The 24,783-nt window shown below is 52.6% G+C and carries 14 protein-coding genes and 1 other RNA gene; 5 read left to right on the forward strand and 10 right to left on the reverse strand.

Going from position 1 to position 24,783, the window contains the following annotated elements; all coding sequences use genetic code 11:
* Positions 1-18: 18 nt before the first annotated feature.
* The 7 genes from D3A97_RS00915 to D3A97_RS00945 all read right to left on the reverse strand — a co-directional run bounded on the left by D3A97_RS00915 (position 19) and on the right by D3A97_RS00945 (position 9,109).
* The gene (locus tag D3A97_RS00915; RefSeq protein ID WP_119075720.1) at positions 19-2,682 is read right to left on the reverse strand and encodes a TonB-dependent receptor; all 2,664 of its coding nucleotides are present in this window, start codon (positions 2,680-2,682) and stop codon (positions 19-21) included.
* Between the two features lie 92 nt (positions 2,683-2,774).
* The gene (locus tag D3A97_RS00920) at positions 2,775-3,758 is read right to left on the reverse strand and encodes a FecR family protein (protein WP_119075722.1); all 984 of its coding nucleotides are present in this window, start codon (positions 3,756-3,758) and stop codon (positions 2,775-2,777) included.
* A gap of 79 nt (positions 3,759-3,837) precedes the next feature.
* Complete coding sequence (locus tag D3A97_RS00925; protein WP_119075724.1) at positions 3,838-4,386, reverse strand: RNA polymerase sigma-70 factor; 549 nt, start codon at positions 4,384-4,386, stop codon at positions 3,838-3,840.
* Between the two features lie 181 nt (positions 4,387-4,567).
* Positions 4,568-4,939: a transfer-messenger RNA gene (ssrA, locus tag D3A97_RS00930) on the reverse strand.
* A gap of 22 nt (positions 4,940-4,961) precedes the next feature.
* The gene (gene rseP, locus D3A97_RS00935; RefSeq protein ID WP_119075727.1) at positions 4,962-6,299 is read right to left on the reverse strand and encodes an RIP metalloprotease RseP; all 1,338 of its coding nucleotides are present in this window, start codon (positions 6,297-6,299) and stop codon (positions 4,962-4,964) included.
* Positions 6,300-6,333: 34 nt separating this feature from the next.
* Positions 6,334-7,497: a 1-deoxy-D-xylulose-5-phosphate reductoisomerase gene (locus D3A97_RS00940; protein ID WP_119075729.1), complete on the reverse strand. Its 1,164-nt coding sequence runs from the start codon at positions 7,495-7,497 to the stop codon at positions 6,334-6,336.
* Positions 7,498-7,609: 112 nt separating this feature from the next.
* Positions 7,610-9,109, reverse strand: coding sequence for a GH3 auxin-responsive promoter family protein (locus D3A97_RS00945; protein WP_119075731.1), 1,500 nt, complete (start codon positions 9,107-9,109; stop codon positions 7,610-7,612).
* A gap of 217 nt (positions 9,110-9,326) precedes the next feature.
* Here D3A97_RS00945 and rplU point away from each other — a divergent pair, with 217 nt between their 5' ends.
* The 5 genes from rplU to D3A97_RS00970 all read left to right on the forward strand — a co-directional run bounded on the left by rplU (position 9,327) and on the right by D3A97_RS00970 (position 13,120).
* Positions 9,327-9,731, forward strand: a complete 405-nt coding sequence (gene rplU / locus D3A97_RS00950; protein ID WP_232825808.1) for a 50S ribosomal protein L21 — start codon at positions 9,327-9,329, stop codon at positions 9,729-9,731.
* A gap of 36 nt (positions 9,732-9,767) precedes the next feature.
* Positions 9,768-10,046 carry a 50S ribosomal protein L27 gene (gene rpmA, locus D3A97_RS00955; protein WP_119075733.1) on the forward strand — a complete coding sequence of 93 codons (279 nt, stop codon included), beginning with the start codon at positions 9,768-9,770 and terminating at the stop codon, positions 10,044-10,046.
* A gap of 68 nt (positions 10,047-10,114) precedes the next feature.
* Complete coding sequence (locus D3A97_RS00960) at positions 10,115-10,507, forward strand: histone (RefSeq protein WP_119075735.1); 393 nt, start codon at positions 10,115-10,117, stop codon at positions 10,505-10,507.
* Between the two features lie 238 nt (positions 10,508-10,745).
* A complete protein-coding gene (locus tag D3A97_RS00965) occupies positions 10,746-12,431 on the forward strand; it encodes a DNA polymerase/3'-5' exonuclease PolX (RefSeq protein ID WP_119075737.1) in 1,686 nt (561 codons plus the stop codon).
* Entirely contained in the window at positions 12,431-13,120 is a 690-nt protein-coding gene (locus tag D3A97_RS00970) for a PrsW family intramembrane metalloprotease (RefSeq protein WP_119075739.1), read from the forward strand. The genes D3A97_RS00965 and D3A97_RS00970 overlap by 1 nt, the downstream gene beginning before the upstream one ends.
* Here D3A97_RS00970 and D3A97_RS00975 read toward each other — a convergent pair.
* The 3 genes from D3A97_RS00975 to D3A97_RS00985 all read right to left on the reverse strand — a co-directional run bounded on the left by D3A97_RS00975 (position 13,117) and on the right by D3A97_RS00985 (position 24,716).
* Positions 13,117-13,323: a PLDc N-terminal domain-containing protein gene (locus tag D3A97_RS00975; protein ID WP_119075742.1), complete on the reverse strand. Its 207-nt coding sequence runs from the start codon at positions 13,321-13,323 to the stop codon at positions 13,117-13,119. The two genes, D3A97_RS00970 and D3A97_RS00975, sit on opposite strands and share 4 nt — an antisense overlap.
* An 885-nt stretch (positions 13,324-14,208) precedes the next feature.
* Complete coding sequence (locus D3A97_RS00980; protein WP_119075744.1) at positions 14,209-15,120, reverse strand: PorP/SprF family type IX secretion system membrane protein; 912 nt, start codon at positions 15,118-15,120, stop codon at positions 14,209-14,211.
* An 11-nt stretch (positions 15,121-15,131) separates the two neighbouring features.
* Complete coding sequence (locus D3A97_RS00985; protein ID WP_119075747.1) at positions 15,132-24,716, reverse strand: Calx-beta domain-containing protein; 9,585 nt, start codon at positions 24,714-24,716, stop codon at positions 15,132-15,134.
* Positions 24,717-24,783: the final 67 nt, after the last annotated feature.

Here is a 24,783-nt window from a genome sequence, read left to right on the forward strand (position 1 = left end):
CTCCTGCATTTATCCCAATCAAAACTCCACTTTCAGGTTCAGGATGGGAATAATACCCAGGTCGGTCTCGTCTTCTGCGCGCATGGCTCCTCCGTTGACAATATAAAAATCACGTTGCAGCACATTCTCCCGGTTCGTGAGGTTTTGCACGTCCAGCGAAAGTATCCATGAATAGTGCCGGTTGTTTTTTCTGAACTTGATCCCGGCATCCAGCTGCATAAACTTGTCCGTTTGGCCGGCATACGTATCTTCAGGAAGATAATACAGATAAGGCATACCGCTGCTGTTGGTAGCCATTTGCGCCTGCGAGTACCGGAAGCCGCCGTGTACCACCGCTTTGGCATTCAGGCTTAAAAGGTTCTGTTTCGATCTTCCTACTTTAAAATCTTTGCCTGCCAGCCCGTTTACCTGCCAGCCGGTATTGAAGTAGGTGTTGTATTTCTTGCCGTTGCCGGGAACATATTTTGAATCGAAAACAGTGCCGGAGAAAATGAGGTAATAGTTGTCCGAGAAAGACCTATCCATCGTAAGCTCAATACCTTTGTTGTACCCTTTCCCTTTGTTGGCATACGCTGAATCTGCAATGCCGCGCATGGTGTTGAGGATGGAAAAAGTGCTGGTTGAATCGTCTTTAACCGGCACATCGTACAGGTATTGGTAATATGCTTCCAGTTTGAAACGGAGATTTTTGGCAGGCGCCCACTCATACCCGAGCACATGATGCACGGCCTTTGTCAGCCCCAGGTCCAGGTTAGGTTGTGTGATGCTGCCGTCAGCCCCTGTCATTTTATAGAGGTACAGGGAAATAGGTTCGATCCTCGAATGCATGCCAAACCCATAACTGATAGCGGCGTTGCGGCCGGTGCGCCACTTTGCGCCAAAGCGCGGCTCTATGGCGTTGCTGTTGTTCAGGAAAAACAAAGTGGCGTGCAGGCCGGTATTGATCTCAAGGTTTTTTGCGAGGCGGTATTTCCATTGCAGAAACCCTTCCGCAGAACTTGTATTGCCACTTTGATCTGCATAGATGTCAGGCCCGGTATTCCGGTTATTCCGTTTACCGTAAATGGAATAAAAGAAGTGATTGTAATTGACACCCGCCCTGATCACACTGCCTGCGCTGAACTTGTGGTTCAACATGGTGCTGAACCGGACAGTAGGGTAGCTGAAGCGGCTGCTGTCTGTGAGGATATGCTGGTTATCCTGCTCCAGCACTGTGTTCTCGTAACGGTCGCTCAGCCATGATGCGGATACAACGGATCTCAGGTAGGTCTTTTTGTTCGCAAATGTTTGCATGTGTTTGATGCCCACTACGCCCATTTGATGATTTTCCGTTTCGTCGTTACTCTCGTTGCCAATTCCCATTGAGCCGCCAGACGTGTTCCTGCCGGGGGACCTCCCGGTTTTGCTGATGCCGCCAATGGCGAATACGGAGAGATCGCCCGCCTTTTGGGTGGGTAAATGCACATGCAGGTTGAAGTCCTGGAAAACGGGCGGTTTGCTGTTCTCCCCGAGCGAGACCAGATTGAGTTTATCCAGGAATTGCAGGTTGCCGTAGCGGTAATTGAAGAGAAAGGAGCTTTTTTTGTGCTTGCTGAGGGGGCCTTCAATAGAAGCCTGTGTACCTATCATGCCCAGTTGCAGGCCATATTCCATTTTATCCGTATTGCCTTTCCGGAGGTTAAGGTCGAGGATGCCGGATAAAGCGTTGCCGTACTCAGCAGGGAAAGCGCTGGTAAAGAAGTCGAAATTGCTGAGCGCATCAGCTTCAATGATGCTGAAGATGCCGCCGCCATCGCCCTGACCCTGACTAAAGTGGTTGGGGCTGGGGATTTCGATACCTTCCAGTTTCCAGAGTATCCCTTTGGGGGAGTTGCCGCGAACGATCATGTTGTTTCTGCCGCTGCCGCCGGAGGTAACGCCCGCAAAAGCGGTGACCATACGGGCGGGGTCGTTATAACCACCGGCAAAGCGGGCGGCGTCTTCCGCGCTGAGGGTATGGGTGCTGACGGTAGCCATGGAATTGAGGGCGCGGGGTGCGCCTTCGTTGGCATGGATGGTAACGGTTTGCATGTTTTCCGCCGCTTCCTGCAGTTCTATTGTCAAAAAAGTTTCTTTCCCTGAAATCACCAGCACATCGGCTGTGGTATATTTCTGGTAACCCAGAAAAGAACATTGCAGCACCTGCCGGCCCACCGGTACTTTAAGCGAGAACCGGCCGTTGTTGTCGGTGATGGCGCCCCGTACTTCCGGCTGGTTCAATACGGTGATGCTGGCGTTGGGCAGCGGCGCCTGGCTTTCTTTGTCTACTACTTTCCCTTTTATAGTTTGAAAAAGGACCGGCTGATCAGTGACATCCTGTTTGGGAGGATTGTTTTTTGACAGCAGAATGGTGTTATCTGTGATGCGGTAATTGATGCCGGTTTTTTCGAAGAGCAGCGGTACTACTTTTTCAACAGGTTCGTTAGTAACGTTGACGGATATAGTGGTCTGTTTCAACAGCGGCGTTAGTGCAAGGTCATAAGAGAAACGCCAGGCAGACTGTTGCTGAATGGAGTCCATAACCGTTGATAACGGCGCATTTTTCAACTTCAGCGTAATGCCGCCGCTTTGAGCATGAGCAGGTGTAAATGACATAAGCAGGCTGAGCACTACACATGCTAGCAATAAACGTTTTTTTTCCATACTTTTGAAAAGGTTTAATCATGAATGCCTGAACGCGTTTTTGATTGAATTGACAGACCGGTTCAATATGCTCGTAACATATTGCCGGTTTTTTATTTACGGATGAGTTGTATGTTCTTCCCCTGCACCTTGTAGCTTACAGGCGCAATAAAGCCCAGCATCTCCATTACTTCCTCAATTGGTTTTGTTTTTGAGAAAGAGAAGGTATACAGCGTGGTATCTTTTATGGCAGGGTCAACAGAAAAGTTGACGCCATAAAGTTCTGTGAGTTTGCGGGTAATGGCCGGCAGGTTAACGGCCGTGAGCATAATCTGTCCGTTCCGCCAACTGGTGTAGGCGGCGGTGTTCACGTTTTTGACGCTCAGGTAGTGGCTGTTTTTCACAAAGGAAGCCATCTGGCCGGGCGTGAGGGTGGCCAGGTGTTCGCCCAGGTGGTCCGCAATGGCTATTTTGCCACTGACCAGTACGGCCTCCATGCTGCGGGGCGCATTGTGTGCCGGACCGTACGCCCGCAAGTTGAAGCTGGTGCCCAGCACATTCACGCGGATGGTGGCGGCCTCTACTATAAAAGGCTGCTCCGGACGGGGGCTTACATCAAAAAAGGCTTCTCCTTCCAGCGTAACGGTACGTTCTTTACCCGAGAACTGCTTCGGATAAGTGAGGCGGCTGTTGTTATTCAGCCACACACGGGTGCCATCGTCCAGCACCACCAGTTTGCTGCTGTCTGTTTGCAATACATAAGCGGTGAGCATTTCCTGCGTTGCCGCAGGGCGTTTGTTTACAAGCAGGTACATTCCCGCAATGGCCACTACGCCAATGAATATGGCCGCGTAGCGAACTATGCGCAGGTATATTTTACGGCGTTCCTGCCGCACATTGCCGGTAAAAGTAGCCAGGGCTTTATCCAATTGCTCTTTTGACCGGAAGTGTTCAATCTGCGATGCATGCCAGATTAACCTCAGTTCATAATACTGCTGGCGGTTTTCTGCCGATGCGGCCAGCCAGTCTTCGAATTGGCTTTTTTCATCTGCGGAACAGGCGCCCTGCAAATACCGGAGTATTGTTTGTTCGTTCATGCTATGGATGGGGCGGTTGCGCCCGTGTATAAGACACGGGAGTTGGAAAAAACCTCCATATATCCTTAAAAAATATTTTTTAGTGGAGTAAAGCAGCCAGGAGCCGGATGTGCTGCAGGTTTTTCCGCAGGGCTTTCAGGGCATGGTTGATGTGTTTCTCTACTGTGCTGACAGAGATGCCGAGTTGTTCACTGATCTCTTTGTTTTTCATGGTGTCGAGATAGCTGAGCTTGAATACCTCGCGGCATTTATCAGGCAGGCTGCTGATGGCTTCTTCCAGCACAGCGCGGATCTCGTTAACGTATAGTTGCTGAATGACGTGGTTCTTATCGGGGTCCGAGCGGAGCAGGTCCGCTTCGGTTAAAGGGTGTTTGTTCTTTCCGTTCCGGTGATGGTTGAGGCTGCGGTTGTATACGGCTTTGAAGAGATATGCTTTTGCGGAGGTGTGAATGGAAATGGTGTTCCTGTTTTCCCAGGCGTTCAGGAACACCTCCTGTACAATATCTTCCGCAGTGGTGTTTTCCGTGAGGAATGCGGCATAGGCGCGGAGGGCGGGGTAATGTTCCGCGAAGAGCTTGTTAAAAGCGCTGATGTCAACTTTGAAGGGGTGCTGACGGTGAGGTGTCATTGGTAGCCGGAGATCTGATTGGCGTTGAAATTAGTAAATGCCGGGGGATTGTACCGGCGGGTGAGTGATTTTAACTTTCTGTTAAGGAGGCTGGGGGAATCAGGTAAAGCCTACGATTATGTTAAAAATCAATGAATTGGATACATAAAAAAAGGAAATGATCAGATTTGACCATTTCCTTCAGTGGAACCGGCGGGAGTCGAACCCGCGTCCAAACATATTCCCCAAAAGCTTTCTACATGCTTATTTCTGCATTAGGTTGTCGGAACTTGGCAGGGGCGGAACAAACCGACCTCGTTCGTATCCGTTAAGATTTTCATTACACACTCACAGAAACCATGTGTACCTATCCCGCTATGGTTTTGATTCAGCGGCGGGGGGCGTAACGGGCCACATCCCCGGCGGCTATAATGGGTACCTAATCTGATTAGGCAGCCATGGCGTAGTTAGATTCGCCAATTAAAGTTTGGGTATTCAGATTAACGTGCTAATTATCCAACGCACGGCATGCTTACACTTTCAAAGACCTATGCTGTCAAAACCGGTCGGCCCCGTATTTTGCAGTGGCAAAGATACTAAAATTTATCCGAGATCCAGCGCCAGATATCCAATCCGTTGGCGTACAGCAGCAAGCCGAACAGTATTACCATCCCCACTATCTGCGCGTATTCCATGAATTTTTCACTGGGTTTGCGGCCGGTGATCATCTCGTAGGTCAGGAACACCACGTGCCCGCCGTCCAGCGCGGGAATGGGCAATATGTTCATGAACGCCAGGATGATGCTCAGCAGGGCCGTCAATTGCCAGAAGCTCTGCCAGTCCCACTCGGAGGGGAACAGGCTGCCAATGGTCATAAAGCCGCCGAGGGACTCGCTGGCCTTTACTTCGTCAGATACAAATATCAGCCGTATTTGCTGTACGTACCGTACCAGCGTGCTGATGGCTTCTTCAAAGCCGGCGGGAATGGCCTCACCAAAAGAGTAATGGCGGGTAACGATGTCCAGCTGTTTGTTGGGCAGCGCGCCTACCCCAAAGCCGCCCTGTGTAGGCACGGTAGTATTGATCCGCACGGTGTCTGCGCCGCGCAGCAGGGTAACGTTCACGGTTTTGCCGGTGTCTCTCCGGATCATTTTCACCAGTTCGTGGTAGTACTGCACGGTGGTGTCATTGAAGCTGAGTACCCGGTCTCCCTGGCGCATGCCGGCGGCAAAGCCGGGCTTGTCCTGGAACACGGTGTCCAGCTGCGCTACAAGGCGAGGGTATACGATGGAGGCCTTGCGTTTGATGGTCTTATTGACGAACCCTTTGGGAATGGGCACGTTCACCTGCTGGCCTTCTCTTTCCACCTGTATCACCTTGGCTTCGTTCAGGATCACGTCTCTTGTAATGTATTCAAAGCTTTCAATGGGCTTGTTGTCTGCCGCCAGAATTTTGTCTCCATCCCGGAGGCCGATGCTCTGGGCCAGGGAATCCGCTACAATGCCGTATTTCACGTTGTCCATGGGCAGGTATTGTTTGCCCCAGTACCACAGTATCATGGTATAGATCAGGAAACCGAGAATGAGGTTCACCGTTACCCCGCCTATCATGATGATCAGGCGCTGCCAGGCCGGTTTGGAGCGGAACTCCCAGGGTTGCGGCGGCTGGGCCATCTGCTCCTTGTCCATGCTCTCGTCTATCATGCCGGATATTTTCACATAACCGCCCAGGGGCAGCCAGCCTACTCCGTACTCTGTTTCGCCCTTCTTGAATTTGAAAAGGGAAAACCAGGGGTCGAAAAACAGGTAGAATTTTTCCACTTTGGTTTTGAACAGTTTGGCAGGGATAAAGTGCCCCATTTCGTGCAGGACTACCAAAATCGACAATGACAGTAACAACTGTCCTGCTTTGATGAATATTTCCGATGTTTCCATGTATTTGTTGGATGTATACTTTGTTTAGCTGTGTTTAAGTCAGGCTGTGGATGAGTTCTGCGGCATGTTCACGGGCAGCGGTGTCTGCTTCGTAATAATGCTGCAAGGTCGGCTTTTCCATGAAAGGAATTTTGACCAGTGTTTCTTCTATTACCTCCGTCATTTGCAGGAAACCGATGCGGTTCTTCAGGAACGCGTTCACTACTTCTTCGTTGGCGGCATTCATGACACAGGCGGCGTTGCCCCCCTTTTTCAAAACCTCCGTGGCAATGGCAAGGTTACGGAATGTTTTGATATCCGGCTGCTCAAAAGTCAGCGAGGGGTAATTCTTGAAAGAAAACCGGGGGAAATCGTTGGACAAACGGTCTGGGTACCCCATGGCATACTGGATGGGCAGTTTCATGTCCGGCAGGCCCATCTGGGCTTTCAGGGAACCATCGGTGAACTGCACCATGGAATGGATGATGGACTGCGGGTGGATCACCACCTCGATCTGCGCCGCATCCAGGCCAAACAGCCATTTTGCCTCTATCATTTCCAGCCCTTTGTTCATGAGGGTAGCCGAGTCTATACTGATCTTGGCGCCCATGCTCCAGTTAGGGTGCTGCAGGGCGTGATCTTTCTTGACGTTGATCAGGAAATTGGTCTTTTTGCCCAGGAAAGGCCCCCCTGAAGCTGTGAGCACTATCTTTTCCACCCTGGCCGCCGGTTCTCCCAGCAGGCACTGGAAAATAGCGGAATGCTCGGAATCTACCGGTATAATGGGCACGTTCTTGCGGCGGGCGGTGGCCATCACAATATCTCCTGCCACTACCAGCGTTTCCTTGTTGGCCAGCGCCACGGGGGTACCCTGTTCCAGGGCGGAGAGGGTGGGCGCCAGGCCGGCAAAGCCTACTATGGCGGCCAGCATCAGGTCTATAGATTCCCAGGCGGCCACTTCCACCATGGCGGCGGGACCGGCAAACACCTTTATACCTTTGTCAAATAAAACATCTTTTACTGCAGCGTACTTGCTCTCATCTCCAATTACCACGGCATTTGGCGAAAAAAGCAGGGCCTGCTCTATCAGCAGGTCCGCATTCTGCTGTGCGGTAAGCACTTCTACCTCAAACCTGTCAGGGTGCGCGGCAATCACTTCCAGCGCCTGCCGGCCTATAGAGCCGGTAGAACCAAATATGCCAATACGTTTCTTACTCATGATCAAACAGAATGTCTCCTGTGATTAAATTTAAAGGTTTTTTCAATTATGCGTGCGGAAACCGGCCGGCCCGCTGTGCTGGCGGGGAGGCCGGGAACGAGGCGGTGCGTTTTCAGCGCCCCTCCAGGTAGTTTCCTAACTCATCTGCGATACGGCGGTCGTTGCTCAGGCGGGGCACTTTATTCTGCCCGCCCAGTTTACCGATGGATTTCATGTAGTCAATAAAGCCGTTTTTCCTTACGGGCCTTATTTTTAAAGGTTGCAATATATTACCGGTTAACAGATCATCATAATAAATGTTGCGGTCCCGCAGCTGCCCGTCTACCTGCAGCGCAAAGCCGGAAAGGTCTGCCGGCACGTGCTCGAACTCCACAAACCACTCGTGGTAAGGCAGTTCCCCGTTCACCTGTATGCGCGGGGCCACGGTAAACTCGGTGATGCGCACGCCGCTGGTGTCTGCCACGCCCATCAGGCTCTGCTCCACCTCTTCCCCAATTACGTGCTCTCCAAAGGCGGAAATAAAGTGTTTGGTGCGGCCGGTTACCACAATGCGGTAGGGGTTGGTGGATACGAACTTCACGGTATCCCCTATATTATAGGCCCATAAACCGGCGTTGGTGCTCACTATCAGGGCATAGTTAACGCCGGTCTGCACTTCCTTGAGCGTAAGCCGGGTAGGATTTTCGTTAAAGATCTCCGCGGCGGGCACAAATTCAAAGAAGATGCCGGCGTTGGTGTTCAGCAGCAGGCCTTCGTGCTCCTGGGAATCCTGGTAGGCAAAAAAGCCTTCGGAGGCGGGGAAGGTCTCAATGGTGGTCACTTTACGGCCAATGGAATCGAACAGTTTGGCCTTGTAGGGCTCAAAGTTGACCCCGCCATGCACCAGCAGGTTGAAATTGGGGAACAGCTCGCCGATGGGTTTGCCGCTCCGGGCCATCAACTGGTCAAAGTACATTTGCATCCATGGCGGAATACCGCTGATCAGCCGCATGTCCTGCTGGATGGTTTCGTCCACAATTTTACCCAGCTTGGTTTCCCAGTCTTCGATACAGTTGGTTTCGTAAGTGGGTAGCTGGTTGGTGCGCAGGTAGCGGGGTATCTGGTGGTTGGCAATGCCGCTCAGGCGCCCGGTGGGGATGCCGCCTACCCTTTCCAGCTCCGGGGAGCCGGACAGGAAAATGAGCTTGCCGTCAAAGGCGGTGGAATCCCCTGTTTCCACCACGTTCATGAATACCGCGTTGCGGGAGGTGTTAAAGTGATGGTCTACAGACTCCTTGGTGATGGGAATGTATTTCACCCCGCTGGTAGTACCGGAAGTTTTGGCAAAATAGATCGGCTGCCCCTTCCAGAGTATATTGTGTTTCCCTTCCTTGATTTTATCGATGTAAGGCCTGAATTGCTCGTAGTCCCGTATGGGCACCGCCGGTTTGTAGGTTTCATAGGAGGTAATGTCACCAAAATGATGGTCTTTCCCGAACTCCGTCTTCCTGCCAGTCTTCATCAAATCTTGCCAGATCTCGCCCTGGTCTTCTACCGCCCTCAGCATTTCCTTCTTCACCTTGTTGGCTATGATGGAAGCAAATGGTTTGGCCAGCAGTGATTTAAACTTCATGCCCCTGTTTTTAATGGATAATCGTAAAAAACAAAAGTATAAAAAATGTACGCAAGATCACAGTTTTTAAAACCTTGCGCAACGGGCCATTGGCGCGGCATAAAGGCGGGGGAAGGTTAAAATACCGGCACTCCGGGGATGCTAAACAATTGTTAAAAAAAACTAAAATTCTAAAAACTCCGTATCTTTGATATGTAAAAAGCTATTTTTCAATAGGATGTTTGCCCCTGACCGGGTGCCATACTGCAAAAAAGTATTAAATTCTTTGTTGATTAAAAAACAAAGTAATACCTTTGCAGGAAATTATTTTTGGAATATTATGTTCGCAGTTGTAAAAATCGCAGGTCAGCAGTTCAAGGTACAGAAGGATCAGGAGATCTTTGTACAACAACTGACTGGAAATGTTGGAGATAAAGTAGAATTTGCAGAAGTTCTGCTGACCGACAACGACGGTAAGATTACCGTAGGTACTGATGTAAAATCAGTGATTAAGGCGGAGATCCTGGGTCATGTTCAAGGTGATAAAGTGATCGCTTTCAAAATGAAGAGAAGAAAAGGCTTCAGAAAGAAAGTGGGTCACCGTACTCATTTTACCAAGATCAAGATCAACGAAATTGCTTAAATTTATATTGACTAAAGTTATAAAGTAACAAATACAATGGCACATAAAAAAGGTGAAGGTAGCGTAAAGAACGGTCGTGATTCCCAAAGCAAAAGGCTGGGCGTTAAGATCTTCGGTGGCCAGGTGGCAGTAGCTGGCAATATCATTATCCGCCAGCGGGGTACCGTTTATCACGCAGGGTCTAACGTAGGCATCGGTAAGGATTTTACCATCTACGCGCTGACCGATGGTGTTGTGGAGTTCCGGAAAGGTCGTGAAAACAAAACCTTTGTTTCCGTAAAATCATTTGACACCACTGCACAGGCGGAAGCCTAAGTGTAGTGTTTGCCATAAAGTTTTTTTTAATACCCAATTTTAATTACTAACCCAAAATTCAAAAAACAATGGCAACAATTAAGAAAGCTGCTGCTAAAAAAGCCGCACCTAAGAAAAAAGCTCCGGCTAAGAAAGCTGCTCCTAAAAAAGCCGCTGCCAAAAAAGCTGCTCCTAAAAAGAAAGCTGCTGCTAAGAAAGCTGCTCCTAAAAAAGCCGCTGCTAAGAAAGCTGCTCCTAAAAAAGCCGCTGCCAAGAAAGCTGCTCCTAAAAAGAAAGCCGCTGCCAAGAAAGCTGCTCCTAAAAAGAAAGCTGCTCCTAAGAAAGCTGCTCCTAAAAAGAAAGCCGCTGCTAAGAAAGCTGCTCCTAAAAAGAAAGCCGCTGCTAAAAAGCCCGCTCCCAAGAAGAAAGCTCCGGCTAAAAAGCCCGCTGCTCCTTCAGCGCCTGCAGCTCCGGCCATGTAAGATCGGATTTACAAACTGTAGCATAAAGCACCCCGGTAACCCCGGGGTGCTTTTCTTTTATACCGGCTCTTTTGCCGATACCTGTTTTATACTGCTCCCGGGCTGGCCGCAACCGGCCCATTGTTAACACTGCCCCTGCCTTCCCCGGATGCCCGGGCAGTTGCACAGTATTGCGGCAACGGCCCATGCGCTGCTCCCTTTTGCTCTTTCCGCCCGAATCCCCTAACTTACAGCCGCTATGGAAAATTATATCATTGCAGACAATTTCTCCCTGCTGGCCAGGCTGATGGATATTCACGGCGACAATTCCTTCAAAGCTAAATCCTTTGCCAACGCAGCATTCCAGATAGAAAAACTCACCGTTCCCCTCCAGGATACTCCGCATGAAGCTATTTTCCGCATCAAGGGCATTGGCGAGTCTACCGGTAAAAGCGTGATAGAAATGCTGAACACCGGGCAGTTTGCCGCGCTGGACGAATATATCCGCAAAACACCCCCCGGCATCCTGGAAATGATGCGCGTCAAAGGCCTGGGGCCTAAAAAAATAGCCACCATCTGGAAAGAACTGGAAATAGAGACGCTGGGAGAACTGCTCTACGCCTGCAATGAGAACCGCCTGCTGCTGCTCAAGGGTTTCGGGCAAAAAACGCAGGACAGCATCCGCCAGAGCATTGAATTTTTCCTCTCCAACCGGGAACGTTTTCTCTATGCGGAAGTGGAACCTTTTGCCGGAGAGCTGGAAAAGCTGCTGCAACAGGCTTTTGCCCCCGCACAAGTAGCTGTAACAGGCGCTTTTCGCCGCCAGCAGCCCGTTATTGACGAGCTGGAATTTGTGATAGGCGTACCAGTGGAGCAGGTAGCGGAAACATTCAGTACCATGGAAGCCTTTACCCGGCTCAACAATACGGAAGATGCTATTCTGCTGCAATTCAGGGAACAGGTGAAAATAAAGGTATATGGCGTGGAACCGGCTCATTTTGCCGTTAAGCTCTTCACCACCACCGGCTCTGCCGCCTTCCTGGAACAGTTCTTTGCCCATGCCGGCGCCGCCTCTGGCGGAGCGGAGACCACAGAGGCCGCTATTTTTGAACAGGCCGGCCTGGCCTACATTCCGCCCCCGCTGCGGGAAGGCCGCGCCAACGAAATTGCACGGGCGGCCACAGGCGCCCTGCCGCAACTGATGCAGCCTGCTGATATCCGGGGCATCATCCACTCCCACAGCCAGTGGAGCGATGGGCTGCAAAGCCTGGAAGACATGGCCAAAGCCGCCAAAGAGCAGGGATTTGAGTACATGGTGATCAGTGACCACTCCCGCTCCGCCTTTTACGCCAACGGCCTGCAGCCGGAGCGCATCCTGGCCCAGCACGAGCAGATCGATCAGCTGAACGCGCTACTGGCGCCTTTTAAAATATTCAAAAGCATAGAAGCAGACATCCTGAACGATGGCAGCCTGGATTACCCGGACGATATACTGCGCAGCTTTGACCTGGTGATCGCCTCTGTGCATTCCAACCTCAAAATGACGGAAGAGAAGGCCATGGCCCGGGTATTGAAGGCCATTGCCAACCCGTACACCACTATACTGGGCCATATGACCGGCCGCCTGCTGCTGAGCCGCAACGGCTACCCCCTTGACCATAAGCGGGTGATAGACGCCTGCGTGGAACACGGCGTGGTGATAGAACTGAATGCCCACCCCCGCCGGCTGGACATTGACTGGGAATGGATACCTTACGCCCTGCAAAAAGGCGCCCTCCTGTCTATAGACCCTGACGCCCATGCCATTACCGGGTTTGCAGACATCCGGTACGGCTCGCTGGCGGCACAGAAAGGCGGGCTTACCGCTGATAAGAACCTGAGCAGTTTCACGCTGGCCGAGCTGGAAACCTTCCTGCAGGCACGCAAACAAGCTAAAAATATCTGATGCTCTACCAGTCACTCGCCATTGCCCTGGCCCCCGGCATTGCCATTTCACTGCTGATCTACTGGCTGGACCGCCGTGAGCGCGAGCCGGTGCGGCTGCTCATCCGCAGTTTTATGCTGGGCGTGCTTTGCACTGCTTTTCCCTTGCTGGTAGAAGGCCTGGCGCAGCGCCTGGGCATTGGCGCTGGCGGCGGGGCGCTGGCCACCGCTTTTTTTGCTTTCGGCATTATAGGCCTGAGTGAAGAACTGGGGAAATATTTCGTACTCCGTTATTTCGCTTTCCCCAAGCCTGCCTTCAATGAGCCGTTTGACGGCATAGTGTATTCCGTGATGATAGGAATGGGTTTTGCCACCACGGAGAACATTGTGTACGTTATGCAGTACGGCATTGGCACCGGCCTGGTTAGAATGTTCATTTCCGTACCCGCGCATGCGGCATTTGCGGTGTTAATGGGTTATTACGCCGGGCTGGCCAAATTCATTCCCCAACACCGCAAAACCCTGCTCTTTACCGGCCTGTTCTGGGCGGTGGCCTTTCACGGGGCCTTTGATTTCTTTTTACTGATCGGGGACAGCTTCTTCCTGGTGGCGGCGGCCCTCCTATGCCTTTTCATAGCGGTACGGCTATCTGTACGGGCCATCAAACATCATACTGAAATTTCGGAAAGGTGGAACAAGCGGGAAGACTAGTGCTGTTTGGTTACATAACGCCTCGTTAACCAAAAATACAGCCCATACCCCAGGTAAGGAAGGAAGAATACCAGCATGAGCCATTTAAGATGATAAGGCCGGTTATTGGCCTGCCGGAACATGTGCAATACGCAGAACCGCACTACCAGCCATATATGCACCATAAACAACAGTGTGAGCCATATTTCTGCGTTATCGTTCATCGGAAAGTTTACAACTCAATCTACGATTTTTCCGGAGAAAAAAGAACCGTACAAGGCAAAAAAAAGAGCCCGATTTGAAAATCAGGCCCATCCTCCAAATTAACTAGTAATGCAAAGTGGATAAAAAAGTTATATATCAGTTAGATAATTGATCAGTAGTTATGCGCAGAGGCTTTTCCGAGGTTTCAAATCTACAAAAAAATTCTCATTCTGTTAGGAATACTAAGTTTTTTGAGGTACCATAAAAAAAGCCTGGTGCAACCCAGGCCTTTAATATGTTCAAGTTAGAAACCATCTTAAAAAAAAGGAGCCCGATTCGACCATCAGGCTCGTTTCTCTCCAATTTAGCTTAAGACAAAAATCCCTTATTCCCTAATAAAAATGTATAATAATATCATCCGAAAAGCCTCTGCCGCGGCAGTTTAAAGAAAAGAGCCCGACACGACCATCAGGCTCGATTTTTTCTCCAATTTAGCTTAAGACAAAAGCTGATGCAGGCAACACAATGTCACCTGCAAATATTGTTAGGATGACTTACCGAAATCAATTTTTAAAGAACTTGCCAACTGATTCACATGGCCGCTTCAAATTCGTATAATCAAATCTAAAAGAAAAAACCGAACAAACAAATATTTCGGGGTTAGGATAACTAACAATTAACCAAATTTCTGATACGCCCGCTTCAAATGCAGCACTATCAACACTTTGTATTTGTTAACCAGGTTAACTTTCCTGCGCCGTTACACCCAAAGAGCAGAGGATTCCTAACCAATCCTTTACAACACGCTGAAGTATATACGCAGTGAATAAATATATACGAGGCAAACCCGCAAACAGATTTGCCTCGCTTGAATATTAAAAATAAAATGTATAAATAATTGAAAACTAAAATAAACGGGGGGTGAGCGTTTTCCCTTTCACCAGTGAAAAACGGTAATTCAGCATCAGTTCATGAGAGCCTGTCTGCATGCCTTTCAGGTGTGTGGACGATGCAAAATCATACGCGTACCCCAGGTTGAAATTTTTCAGTGCCTGCACCTGCACCATTGCGCTGGCCGTTTTTTCCGTACGCCAGGTAACACCCAGCCATAACAGCTTTTTGATTATCAGCGTAGCGTTCAGGTCCATTTGCGTACCAGCGCCGGCTACCTGCCGCAGCAATATGCCGGGCCTGAGCTGCAGGTCTTTATTGATGTCTGCCAGGAAGGCGCCCTGCAGGTACATATGCCGCTTGAACTCCACCTTGTTCTCGGTGCCGCCTATATCAAAATTGTGAAATGAAGGAGCGGAAAACCCAATAAAGAACTTTTCGGAATACAGCAGAAAACCAAAGCCTACATCTGTTTTCCAGTATTGCTGATTGGAGGCGAAAACAGGATCGTCCGTACCCAGGTGAGCGTTGTTCTCCCGGAACTGTTCCATGCCCCCTTTCAGGCCCAGGGCCAGGAAGAGCTTGTCGTCCAGCTTCACCTTCTGTGAAATATTAAAATGATACCCGGTCTGGGAGTAGATGGTGATCTCGTCTTTCATCGCAAAGAAGCCCAGGCTGGTGCCGGACGCCTTCACGGGCGTGTAAAACGAAAAGGTGGATGTTTTGGGAGCGCCTTCCATGCCCACCCACTGGTTGCGGGATACAATGGTGAGGCTGCTGAACTCGTCCATAGACGGGAAAGCAGGGTTGATCACCATACCGTTATACTGGTACTGCGCATAAACGGGATGCTGCTGCGCATTGACCTGCAGCGCGCAGCAGCTGATCATCCCTATGGCAAAAAACTTGATGAAACTTGTTTTCATGGCTATAGTTTTTACAGGCCGTATTTGATCACGATGTAACCATTGTAGCGGGTCACCTTGCCGCTATTGTCCCATACCTGCAGTATGTAGAAATAGGAGCCGTCCGGCAATTCCTTGCCCGTTCCGCTGCCAATATTGGCCAGGCCGCTAAAGTGGTTATTGGTATTGTGGTAATTGCTTGTTTTGAAAATGGTGCCGCCCCAGCGGTTCACGATCACGACTTCGTTCCGGCTGTATTTTTCGATGTTCTCGATGATCCATACATCGTTCTTGCCATCCCCGTTGGGCGAGATGCCTTTGTGCGGCCGTATCTCCAGGTCTACATCCTGGTCATCGTTCTCTATCATCCCGATAGCCGTACGCAGCGTGCCGGGCACCGGCGTGTTCAGCCCGCCGGATACGGTGATGGCGGTCAGTTTAAGGGCAAAGTACTTGTCTTCCTCCTTCTGCGTATCCCCGTTTACAGGCACGGTAATGTCTGCCTCCGCCTGCATGGGCGGAATGGAGATACTGGTAACGGCGGCCACAAAATCTTCCCCGGCTTTTGCGCGCTGCGGGTCCTTGTCCGCACCGGCGCCTTCAAAGGCATCCGCAAAGGCGTACTGTACCTGTATGGCCCTGCTGCTCATGCGGCTCAGCTGCAGTGTGAACGGCATCAGGGATACGCCGTTGTTGCCTTCCTTGATGCGTACCGTGTCTGTTTTGAAGCTGATCTCCAGCGGGTCGTTGTCTGTTACCACGGTAGCGGTATTGCCGCTGGCGCCCTTGCCGTAAGCCTGACCGCCGCCGGTGAACGGTTGTATCACCAGGTTCACGTAGCCGTTGTCATCATTTACATCATTATCCTCAACGGTGATGGTGAAGGTCACCTCCGTCTGGTTTGCCGGCATGGTAATGGTCAGCATATCCCCGCTGCGCGGCGCGCTGGTGCTGATGGTGCGGGCCGCATCGTACTGCAGCTGGACCTGTACCGGTATGTCCGCGGCAACGGCCTGCGAAGCGCGAAGCGTAACGGGTACCGCGCTGCCTTCCACTACCTGGTTCAGGCCGAATATTTCCATGCTCACCACATCGTTATCATACAGGTTAACGGTAGCCGCTGCCGGCGTGCCGATGGTGAAGCCCGGCAACGTGGCGGTGGCGGCGTCAAGCTGTATGATCACTGTTTCCGTGCCTTCCAGCTGCGCATCGTCTACCGGCTGGATGGAAACCACCACGTCATTGCTGCCCGCGGGTATCACCGCTGTGCCCGGCAGCGCGTCATAGTCGGTTCCGGCTGCGGCGGTACCTGCTACGGTATACGTGATGGTAACCGGCACGGTGCTGGTAGTTTGCGGGTTGCTGAAGCGCAGCTTCACGCTGCCTGGTGTGGACGGCTCTGTGGCATCCGCTATTTTTTCTATGATAACAGCGGCCTGGTCATTATCCGCTATCTGCAGGCTGACAACGCTGTTGTTGGCCATGGCGTTCACCGTATTGCCGAAGAAGGTGAATACGGCAGACTGCAGGGCAAGCTCAACGGTTTCAGTGCCTTCTATGATCTCATCATCTGTTACTGTTACAGGCACGCTCACCGAGGTTTCCCCGGCTTTGATCAGTGCCTGGCCGGTGAGGGCCGCATAATCCGCGCCCGCCGTGGCGGTACCGCCAATGCTATAGGTAACGGTTACATCAGCCGGGGCCGCGGCGCTCAGCTGAATGCTGAAGGCGCCATGCGTGTCCGGTTCCGCGGCATCTGATACTTTGACGGCGGTAACGCTCAGTTGCGGCGCAGGGTCTCCGGGTATGGTCAGCATGCCGGAAGGTATGATGGTGTAACCCGCGGCCGTGCCGGTGAGCGCCAGCTGCTCGTCTGGTTCCTGCAGCCCGTCTGCCAGCGCCTCCAGTACAACGGTTACCTTGTTGTTGTCTTTGGGCAGGATGATAGTGGCGGGAACAAGGCTATAGTCTGCCAGGCCTGCCGTAGACGCGGCATCCGGCTGGATGGTGATGGCAATGTCTGTAGACGAGGTGATACCCGCCGGCAGCGCCAACGCTACGTTGCTGGTATTACCCTCATGCAGCAGCGTGGAGTCAATGGTGATGCTGATTGCCCGGTTGGCCGCACTAAGGCCGGTGGCATCCGTGATAAAGATGTCCGTTCCTTCAAACGTGAAGCCTGCGGGCGGCGTACCATCTATGCGCAGTTTTTCCTGCGGTTCTATTACCAGGTCTGTTACCGCGGTAATGTCAAAACTGCTGCTGGCATTCTGTTCAGCGGGTATGGTAACGCTGACCGGTATCTGCGTATGGTCGGTATCCGCCGCCGTGGAAGCCGCGGCGGTTTTGGACAGTTGTACGGTGATATGCTGGGAACTGGTTACCCCCGCCGGCAGTTGCACCACAAAGTCCCCGGTTTGACCTTCTGTAAGGTTTGCATTGGCGGGCGTAAGCCGCAGCACCTTGTTCAGCGGGTCAAGGGAAGTGGCGTCTTCCAGTTGCAGGGAAACGCCCGCCACGCTGTAGCCTGCGGCAGAGCCTTCCAGCACCAGTGTTTCCGTACCCTCCAGTACCAGGTCTGTAGCGGCGGTAACAGTGAATACGGCCTCATGTTTACCGGCCTCAATGATCACAGAAGGCGGCAGGGCGGAATGGTCCGCATGAGCGGCGGTAGACGCGGCGGCTTTCTGCAGGTCTACCTGTATGTTACTGCCGGCCACCAGGGCGCCGGGCAGGCTTACCGTGATAGTGGCGGTTTCCACACCCTCCCGTATCAGCGGCTTGTCACTGCTGATGGTAATGGTGCCGCTGTGGTGCTGGTCTTTGACGTTCAGCATAACATTGTTGCTGAAAGTAAAGCCTGCGGCAGACGGTACCAGAAAGAGCTTTTCCACCGGTTCAATAACGGCGTCCGCAACGGCCGTTACGGCCAGTGTGACAGATGAGCTGTTGGCCGGTATGATCACCGAGCCGGGTATGCCGCCGGTAATATCATCCGCATCTGCCGCCGGCGTAGCGCTGCCGGGGGTAAAGGTGATGAGGATGTTTTGCGCCGTGGAAACAGTGCCCGGCAGGCTGAACGTGATGTACGCGGTGTTCCCTTCTGTAACCTCCGTATCTCCGGATACCGTGATGTGCATGTTGGCCGCGGTGTTGGTAGCGTCCTGAACGGTAACGGCGGCAGCGGCGGTCTTAACTTCGCCGCGCACAGTGGCGGAAGCAGCGATGTTCAATATTTCATCCGGCTCCAGTATATCATCCGGGAGGGCATCTACCGTAAATGTTACCTGGTTGCCGTTAGCGGGTATCTCCACGGTGGGCGGCAGTACAAACTCGCCGTCTGATACCGTGGAACCGGCGGCTTTAGCCAGCGTAACGGTGATCTTTTCCGTGGTGGTCACATTCACCGGCAGGCGCAGGGTAAACGTTGCCTGTTCATTTTCTTTTATGGTAGCTGCGGCCGGGGTAATGGTGATGGCGTTGTCAGTGGCATCGCGGATCACCGCAGTAACGCCGGTAACCGGTATGCCGCCGGCGGTTGCACCCAGCACCAGGGTTTCGTCTCCCTCCAGCAGCAGGTCTGCCAGCGCGGTGATCACAAACGTGCCGGAAGCCTCCCCGGCGTTGATGTGTATGGCGCCCAGCGGAGAGTGGTCATCATTATCCGCCTCAGATCCTGTTTTGGACAGCACTACGTCAATGGCGGACAAAGACCTGATGTTATCCTGCATTTCAGCCGTTACCGTAATGCTCTCTCCTTCCGCCATGGAAGCTGCGGTAGTGGTCAGTACAATGGTGGCATCTGCCAGGTCTGCGTCTTTCACGGTCAGTTTAGCATGGCCGCTGAAAGTAAAGCCGGTTGCGGAAGGCGTCAACACCAGTTGCTCGTTCGGCTCTATCAGCTTGTCCTTGAGGGCTTGCAGCGTAATTTCCGCGTGGGGCTGCCCGGCGGGAATGGTAACGGATGGCGGAATGGTGGCAAAGTCTGCCGCCACCGCCGTTCCCCCGGGTACCAGCGTAATCACCACATTGCCGGTGCTGGTGATGCCGGAGGGCAGGCTGAACCGGATGGTGCCCGCAACACCGCCCTCGGTCACTTCTGTATCTCCTGAAATGGTAATGATGTTGTTGCCCGTCTGGTCTGTTACATTGATGGCCACCTCGTCAGCAATGCTGGCGCCATACACAGACCCGGAAGCCCTCAACTGCAGCACTTCTACCGGTTCCAGCAGGTTGTCTGTTTTGGCCTCTACTACGAAAGAAACAGCATCCCCATTGGCCGGTATGGTTACGGTGGCGGGGAATTGGTATTCAGCAGCGTCCAGCGTGGTGCCTGTTACGGCACTCAGCGTAACGGTGATAGCCTCCGCTGTTTTCTGGCCCGCGGGCAGGCGCAGCCATACCGTGGTAGTGCTGCCTTCTTCAATAGACGTAGCATCAGGCGTCAGCGTAAATTTCTTATTGTCAAGCACAGCCGTGTTCTTGTCCTGGATATTCACTGTAACACCGGTAATATCAACACCCGTTGCAGTTCCCATGATGATGAACGTTTCCGGCCATTCCAGCAGGTCGTCTTCCAGTATCTGCACGGTGGCCGTATTGGGGCCGGCAGGTTCTATGCGGATGGTAGAAAGCCCGGAATAATCCGCCGGCAAGGCCGTTCCGCCGTTCTGTGAAAGGGCGATGTCGATGGGGATCTCCGTGGTCATCCCGTTCTGCAGCGCGGCGGTGAGCGTAAGGGTCTGCCCTTCGTCAATATCCGTGTGGGATGACAGCAGCTTCACTTCCGCGTCAGCCAGATCGGCATCATGCACGTTGAGCGCAACACTGCCGCTGATGGTATAACCCGTTGCGGCCGCTGTGAGCGTGAGGTTCTCTGTAGCTTCAATGATATTGTCTTTTATGGCGGCCAGTGACAGCTCATAATACTCCTCATTGGCCGGAATGGTCACCGTCAGCGGAAGACTGGTGAAATCCGCGGCCGTTGCCGTTCCGCCCGCGGTCAATGTAATATTGATAGCGCTGCCGGCTTTAATGCCGGAGGGCAGGCTGAACCTCACTTTGGCGGTGTTGTTCTCTGTTACGTCCGCCACATCAGCGGTAACCGTGATCACATTATTGCCCGGCAGGTCTTTAACGGTGATAGTAGCCGTAGCGGTTTGCGGGCCATAACCGTATACGGTGGCCGCTGCCTGCAGGGTGATCTGCTCATCTGCCTCTGCGAGCGCATCATCTACCGCCGTCAACACAAATTCCGCATCGTTATCTCCTTTCAGTATTTTCAAGGTAGTGGGCGCTATACTGTATTCTGTGCCGGTCATGGCAGTGGTGGCCGTGATGGCCACATCAATATCTTCAGAGGCGGTGATGCCGTCAGGCAGTTTTACGCGGAGCGTCATGCTGCTGCCCTCAAACAGTTCACTGCCCGGCGCGCTTACGCTGATGGTCTTGTTGGCTGTGGTGCCGGTTTTATCCTGTATGGTGAGCGTGGCGGCATTGATCTGGTAAGTGCCGGCCGTTCCGCTCAACACCAGTTGCTCATCATGCTCCAGTACCAGGTCTGTCAACGCGGTAATAGTGGTGGTGGCAGCGCCTTGTCCCGCAGGGATGGTGATGGTACCCAGCGTATGATCGTCGTTATCCGTTGTAGACGCGGCGTCCCGCACCAGGGTAATGGTAATGGCCTGTGTGGAGGTAAAACCCTGCAAGGTGGCCGTAACGGTTACGTTGTCCCCCTCTTCTACCGTTGCGGCAGACAGGCTCAGCTGAATGGCCGGTGACGCGGGCGATACATCGTTCACATCCAGGTCTATCACATCATTATCAAAGGTGAAACCGGTGAGCGAGAGGTGGAGGCGCAGTTTTTCCTGCAGCTCAATAATATTGTCTGTAGCCGCATCAACGGTGATGCTGCCGGTATGCCCGCCTGCCGGAATAGTGATGGAGGGCGGATACCCGCCCGTAAAATCTTCCGGTGCGGTGGTGGTGCCCGTTAGCGGGCTAAGGCTGATCACCAGCGCGTTTGCCGTAGTAACGGGCGAAGGCAGGCTTACCGTATACGTTACGGAACCGCCTTCGCTGATAGCGGTAGCGGAAGCCGTCAGGGTGATCTTTTTATTATCCGGATCAAGGCCGGTAGCATCTGTTACGTTCACCAGCGCAGTAGCGGTAACGCCCGCCAGCAGGTCATCTCCGGCCACTGCCAGCTCCAGTTTTTCTGTTGGTTCCAGTATGTTGTCTGCGTTTGTCTGCAACGTGAAGGAAGCCTGGCTGCCCCCTGCCGGAATGGTCACTGTAGTGATAACGGTGGCCGTGCCATCTGTGAAGCTGTATTCCGCAGGCAGCAATTCTGTGCCGGCGCCGCTGCTCAGGGTGATGTTAAGCGCCTTGGCCGTGGTAACGGCGCCCGGCAGCTTCACCCGCACAATAGTGGTGTTGCCTTCCGTCAGCGGATTATCGTCCACTTCCAGCACCAGTTGTTTTTTAGCGGGGTCAAGGCTGGTGGCGTCGGTTACGGTAAAGGTAGTGCCGGTAATGGTAAAGCCGGATGCCGTACCGCCTAGCTGGAAGGTCTCATTTTCTTCCAGCACGTCGTCATTTTTGGCGCGTACGTAAAATTCTACCTGGGATTGTCCAGCCTGGATGGTAACGGACAGCGGCACCTCCACATCATCCGCTATAATATCAGAGCCTGTCAGCGCATCCAGCGTGATCTCAATATCCGCCAGTGCGGCGCCGAAAGAAAGGGCCGCCGTTACTTTCACCTGCGGGTCTCCTTCATGCAGCGTAGTGGCCTCCGGCGTAAAGATGATGGAAGTGCTGCCGGGATCTTGTATCGTAATATCTTTTGTAAGGGCAGAAGACTGAATGGCCGGCACACCATCTGCCGTAGCCACATCAGCGGTCAATTGCAGCCGGAGCAGTTCGTTGCCTTCCGCCAGGCCATCGTCAGCAGCCGTCACCTTGATCGTCTTTTCCGTTTCACCCGGCGCAAAGGTCACCGTAGCAGCGGGGTCAAGCGTATAATCGGCGGCGGTGGCAGCCGAAGCCCCGTCTGCCGCAATATTCACTACTATGGGGAAGGCAGCGGTAATGCCGGGATTGAGGCGCACTTTCACTTCTGCTTCCTGCCCTTCGGTGAGGTTCACCGGTGCAGCATCTGTGAGATATACCTGCCGGTTGGCGGGTGTGTTCTGCGCATCCGCAATGGTGATAACATCCGCCTGCGTAACGGGCATGCCGGAAAGGGAAAAGGTGAACTGGAGGTTTTCTGTTCCTTCCAGCACGTTGTCTGCGGCTATTTTGAAGGTAAAGAAACCTTCGTTGGCATACGCCGGAATGGTAACGCTCAGGTTGTCTACCACCACAAAATCATTCTCATCTGCCGTGGAGGCCGCATCTACCTGCACGTTCACCACTATGTCTTCAGCAGTGATGTAAGGCAACACGATGTAACCCTGGTATTCTGTATCAGGGTCTGCTTCCGACAGTTGATATTCGCTGGTGTATACGCTGATGGTGGCCTCCAGGCCATCTTCCACTTTATCGTTAAATACCAGCATTACCGGCCCGGTAATGGTGAAGGCGTTATCTGCATCTGCCGCATCAAAATACAGCACCTCCTGCGGCTCTATCATCCAGTCCTGCAACACCTCCAGTGTAAACGATATATTGTTGCCGTCTGCGGGAATAGTCAGCGAAGCGGGGAACGCGTTGATGCCGCCGTACAGGAAATCTCCCATGGTAGCTGTATTGCCCGCCGCATATTCATCATAGGTAAGGTTGATGGTCACAGGCGCTTCCGTGGTAACCCCTGCGGGCAGGCTGGCCGTTACTACCATATTGCTGCCTTCAGCTGTTGCCGGGGCGGTAAAGGTGATCACCCGGTTGTCGGGGTCATCTCCCGTTACATCATGAATATCTATTTCCACCTCATGCGTTCTTTCTTCCGGCCCGAAAAATGCGCTGGCTTTCAGTTGCAGCTTTTCGGTGTTTTCGATGATCAGGTCTGGCGTGGCCTTCAATGTAAAAGTGGCCGTACTGCCACCGGCAGGGATGGTAACGGTGTACGGCGTGGACGGAAATTCCAGCTCATAGTCAGTTGCCTTGGCCGTTAGCGGCGTGGTGCTGATGGTTACCGGCAGGTCTGTTCCCAGCGGGTCTCCCGTCAGTTTCACAGTTACCACTATCTGGCCGCCTTCCTGCAGCGAAGAAGCTGCCGGCTCCAGGAAAACCTTGTTCTCATCATCATCTACAATGGTATAGGTAGCATCTGTAACACCCGTGATCTGCAACTGCGGGGAGCAGGTGGGCAACAGTTCTATGCGCAGCGTTTTATCTTCGTTCTCTGTACCGTTGCCGTGAATGATGATATTGCTCAGCGGCAGATCAACATTGGTATAGTCCCCGGCGGGAATGATCATTTTTGAATACTGTACGGTGTAGTCAGCAGCCCCGGCATGCCCGGTGCCTGTGCCAGTAGTGGTTACCCTGAAATGTACTACCTGCGGCAGGTTGAACATACCGTTCTCCAGGTGCAGCGTAACGCCTTGTATCACATGGTCATTATTTCCTTCCAGGCCTTGCGGCGTGGCGGAAGATAGGCCTATCTGGGCTTTGGACAGCGGCCAGCTTTTAGGCAATGCCATGGCCGGGTCTTCCAGGGTGGAAGGCCCGTCGTCCGTTTCATCAAAACCGGCAATAAAACTTTTTCTTTCTGTGTACAGGTAGCCGGGTATACTATGGTCCAGCAAAATAGCTTTGTGAATAGCGAGGCCCATGCCCGGGTCTTCTATGGTAGTCAACAGGTTTTCCAGCTTGTAGCCAAGGCCGGTTTTATTATCCCGCCCGGCGGTATAACCGGCATAGTAAGAAGTAATACCATCAGCTGCCTTGAAAAAATGTGACCCGGCATCAGCTACGGAACAACTGCCGCTGGTTTTTCGGATCCCTACCCTGCCGTATAAAGTGGGTTCGGGCTGGCCGGGAGCATGCACTTCGTGATACTGGTCATCAACTGCGGTGGCGGCCTGGTCTCCGAAGCCCAACCCGCAATCTACTTCATGCACAAAAGCGCGTTCGGAGTGATAGATATGCACCATGTAAGGGCCATAGTCCGTAGCGCTTTGTATCCTTTCATCAGAGCTCATATAGTAGTCCATCCGGTACCAGGGCTTGCCTTCTTCATAAGAGTAGACTACGGATATATTGAAGTTGGCGTTCGTCCTGTTCTTCATGCTCATCAGCTTCACTACCTTCCAGGGGTCTGCGGCGGTGCCCTGCCCCTGCACGTCCGAAATTTCGCAGGCCCAGCGGTGCAACGTATCCGTACGTTCAGCTGTAGTGGCATCTACCCACCGCTCCAGCATAAAATAGGTACGCATGCCCTTGTCCAGTTCGGCCAGGCTGGTTGCCTCGCTATACTGCTTTTTCCCTTTATATTCCGTCAGCACACTGTTTTCAGTGATGGTGATCTTCAGACCGTTGTCTGACACGGTGCCGCCGGAAGGGTTGATGATGACGGAGGGTACCTGCGCCCAGGCGGTACTATTACAGAACAATAGTGCCAGCATGGCAATACGGAGGCTGATCTTCATAGGATAGGACAGGACTAACATAATAACATTAAAATTTCTTTACATCCATACTATATTTCCCGAAGCTGACGTTTATATGCCTGGGCCG

Origin of the sequence: Chitinophaga alhagiae (assembly GCF_003568665.1) — a bacterium.
Taxonomy (GTDB): Bacteria; Bacteroidota; Bacteroidia; order Chitinophagales; family Chitinophagaceae; genus Chitinophaga; species Chitinophaga alhagiae.

What these genes read in the sequence shown, in the direction of transcription:
- D3A97_RS00960 (WP_119075735.1), top strand. Translation starts at nt 10,115, where the DNA reads ATGGCAACAATTAAGAAAGCTGCTGCTAAAAAAGCCGCACCTAAGAAA.
- D3A97_RS00915 (WP_119075720.1), bottom strand. Translation starts at nt 2,682, where the DNA reads ATGGAAAAAAAACGTTTATTGCTAGCATGTGTAGTGCTCAGCCTGCTT.
- rseP (WP_119075727.1), bottom strand. Translation starts at nt 6,299, where the DNA reads ATGGAAACATCGGAAATATTCATCAAAGCAGGACAGTTGTTACTGTCA.
- rpmA (WP_119075733.1), top strand. Translation starts at nt 9,768, where the DNA reads ATGGCACATAAAAAAGGTGAAGGTAGCGTAAAGAACGGTCGTGATTCC.
- D3A97_RS00925 (WP_119075724.1), bottom strand. Translation starts at nt 4,386, where the DNA reads ATGACACCTCACCGTCAGCACCCCTTCAAAGTTGACATCAGCGCTTTT.
- D3A97_RS00980 (WP_119075744.1), bottom strand. Translation starts at nt 15,120, where the DNA reads ATGAAAACAAGTTTCATCAAGTTTTTTGCCATAGGGATGATCAGCTGC.
- D3A97_RS00945 (WP_119075731.1), bottom strand. Translation starts at nt 9,109, where the DNA reads ATGAAGTTTAAATCACTGCTGGCCAAACCATTTGCTTCCATCATAGCC.
- D3A97_RS00975 (WP_119075742.1), bottom strand. Translation starts at nt 13,323, where the DNA reads ATGAACGATAACGCAGAAATATGGCTCACACTGTTGTTTATGGTGCAT.
- D3A97_RS00940 (WP_119075729.1), bottom strand. Translation starts at nt 7,497, where the DNA reads ATGAGTAAGAAACGTATTGGCATATTTGGTTCTACCGGCTCTATAGGC.
- rplU (WP_232825808.1), top strand. Translation starts at nt 9,327, where the DNA reads ATGTTTGCCCCTGACCGGGTGCCATACTGCAAAAAAGTATTAAATTCT.
- D3A97_RS00965 (WP_119075737.1), top strand. Translation starts at nt 10,746, where the DNA reads ATGGAAAATTATATCATTGCAGACAATTTCTCCCTGCTGGCCAGGCTG.
- D3A97_RS00920 (WP_119075722.1), bottom strand. Translation starts at nt 3,758, where the DNA reads ATGAACGAACAAACAATACTCCGGTATTTGCAGGGCGCCTGTTCCGCA.
- D3A97_RS00985 (WP_119075747.1), bottom strand. Translation starts at nt 24,716, where the DNA reads ATGTTAGTCCTGTCCTATCCTATGAAGATCAGCCTCCGTATTGCCATG.
- D3A97_RS00970 (WP_119075739.1), top strand. Translation starts at nt 12,431, where the DNA reads ATGCTCTACCAGTCACTCGCCATTGCCCTGGCCCCCGGCATTGCCATT.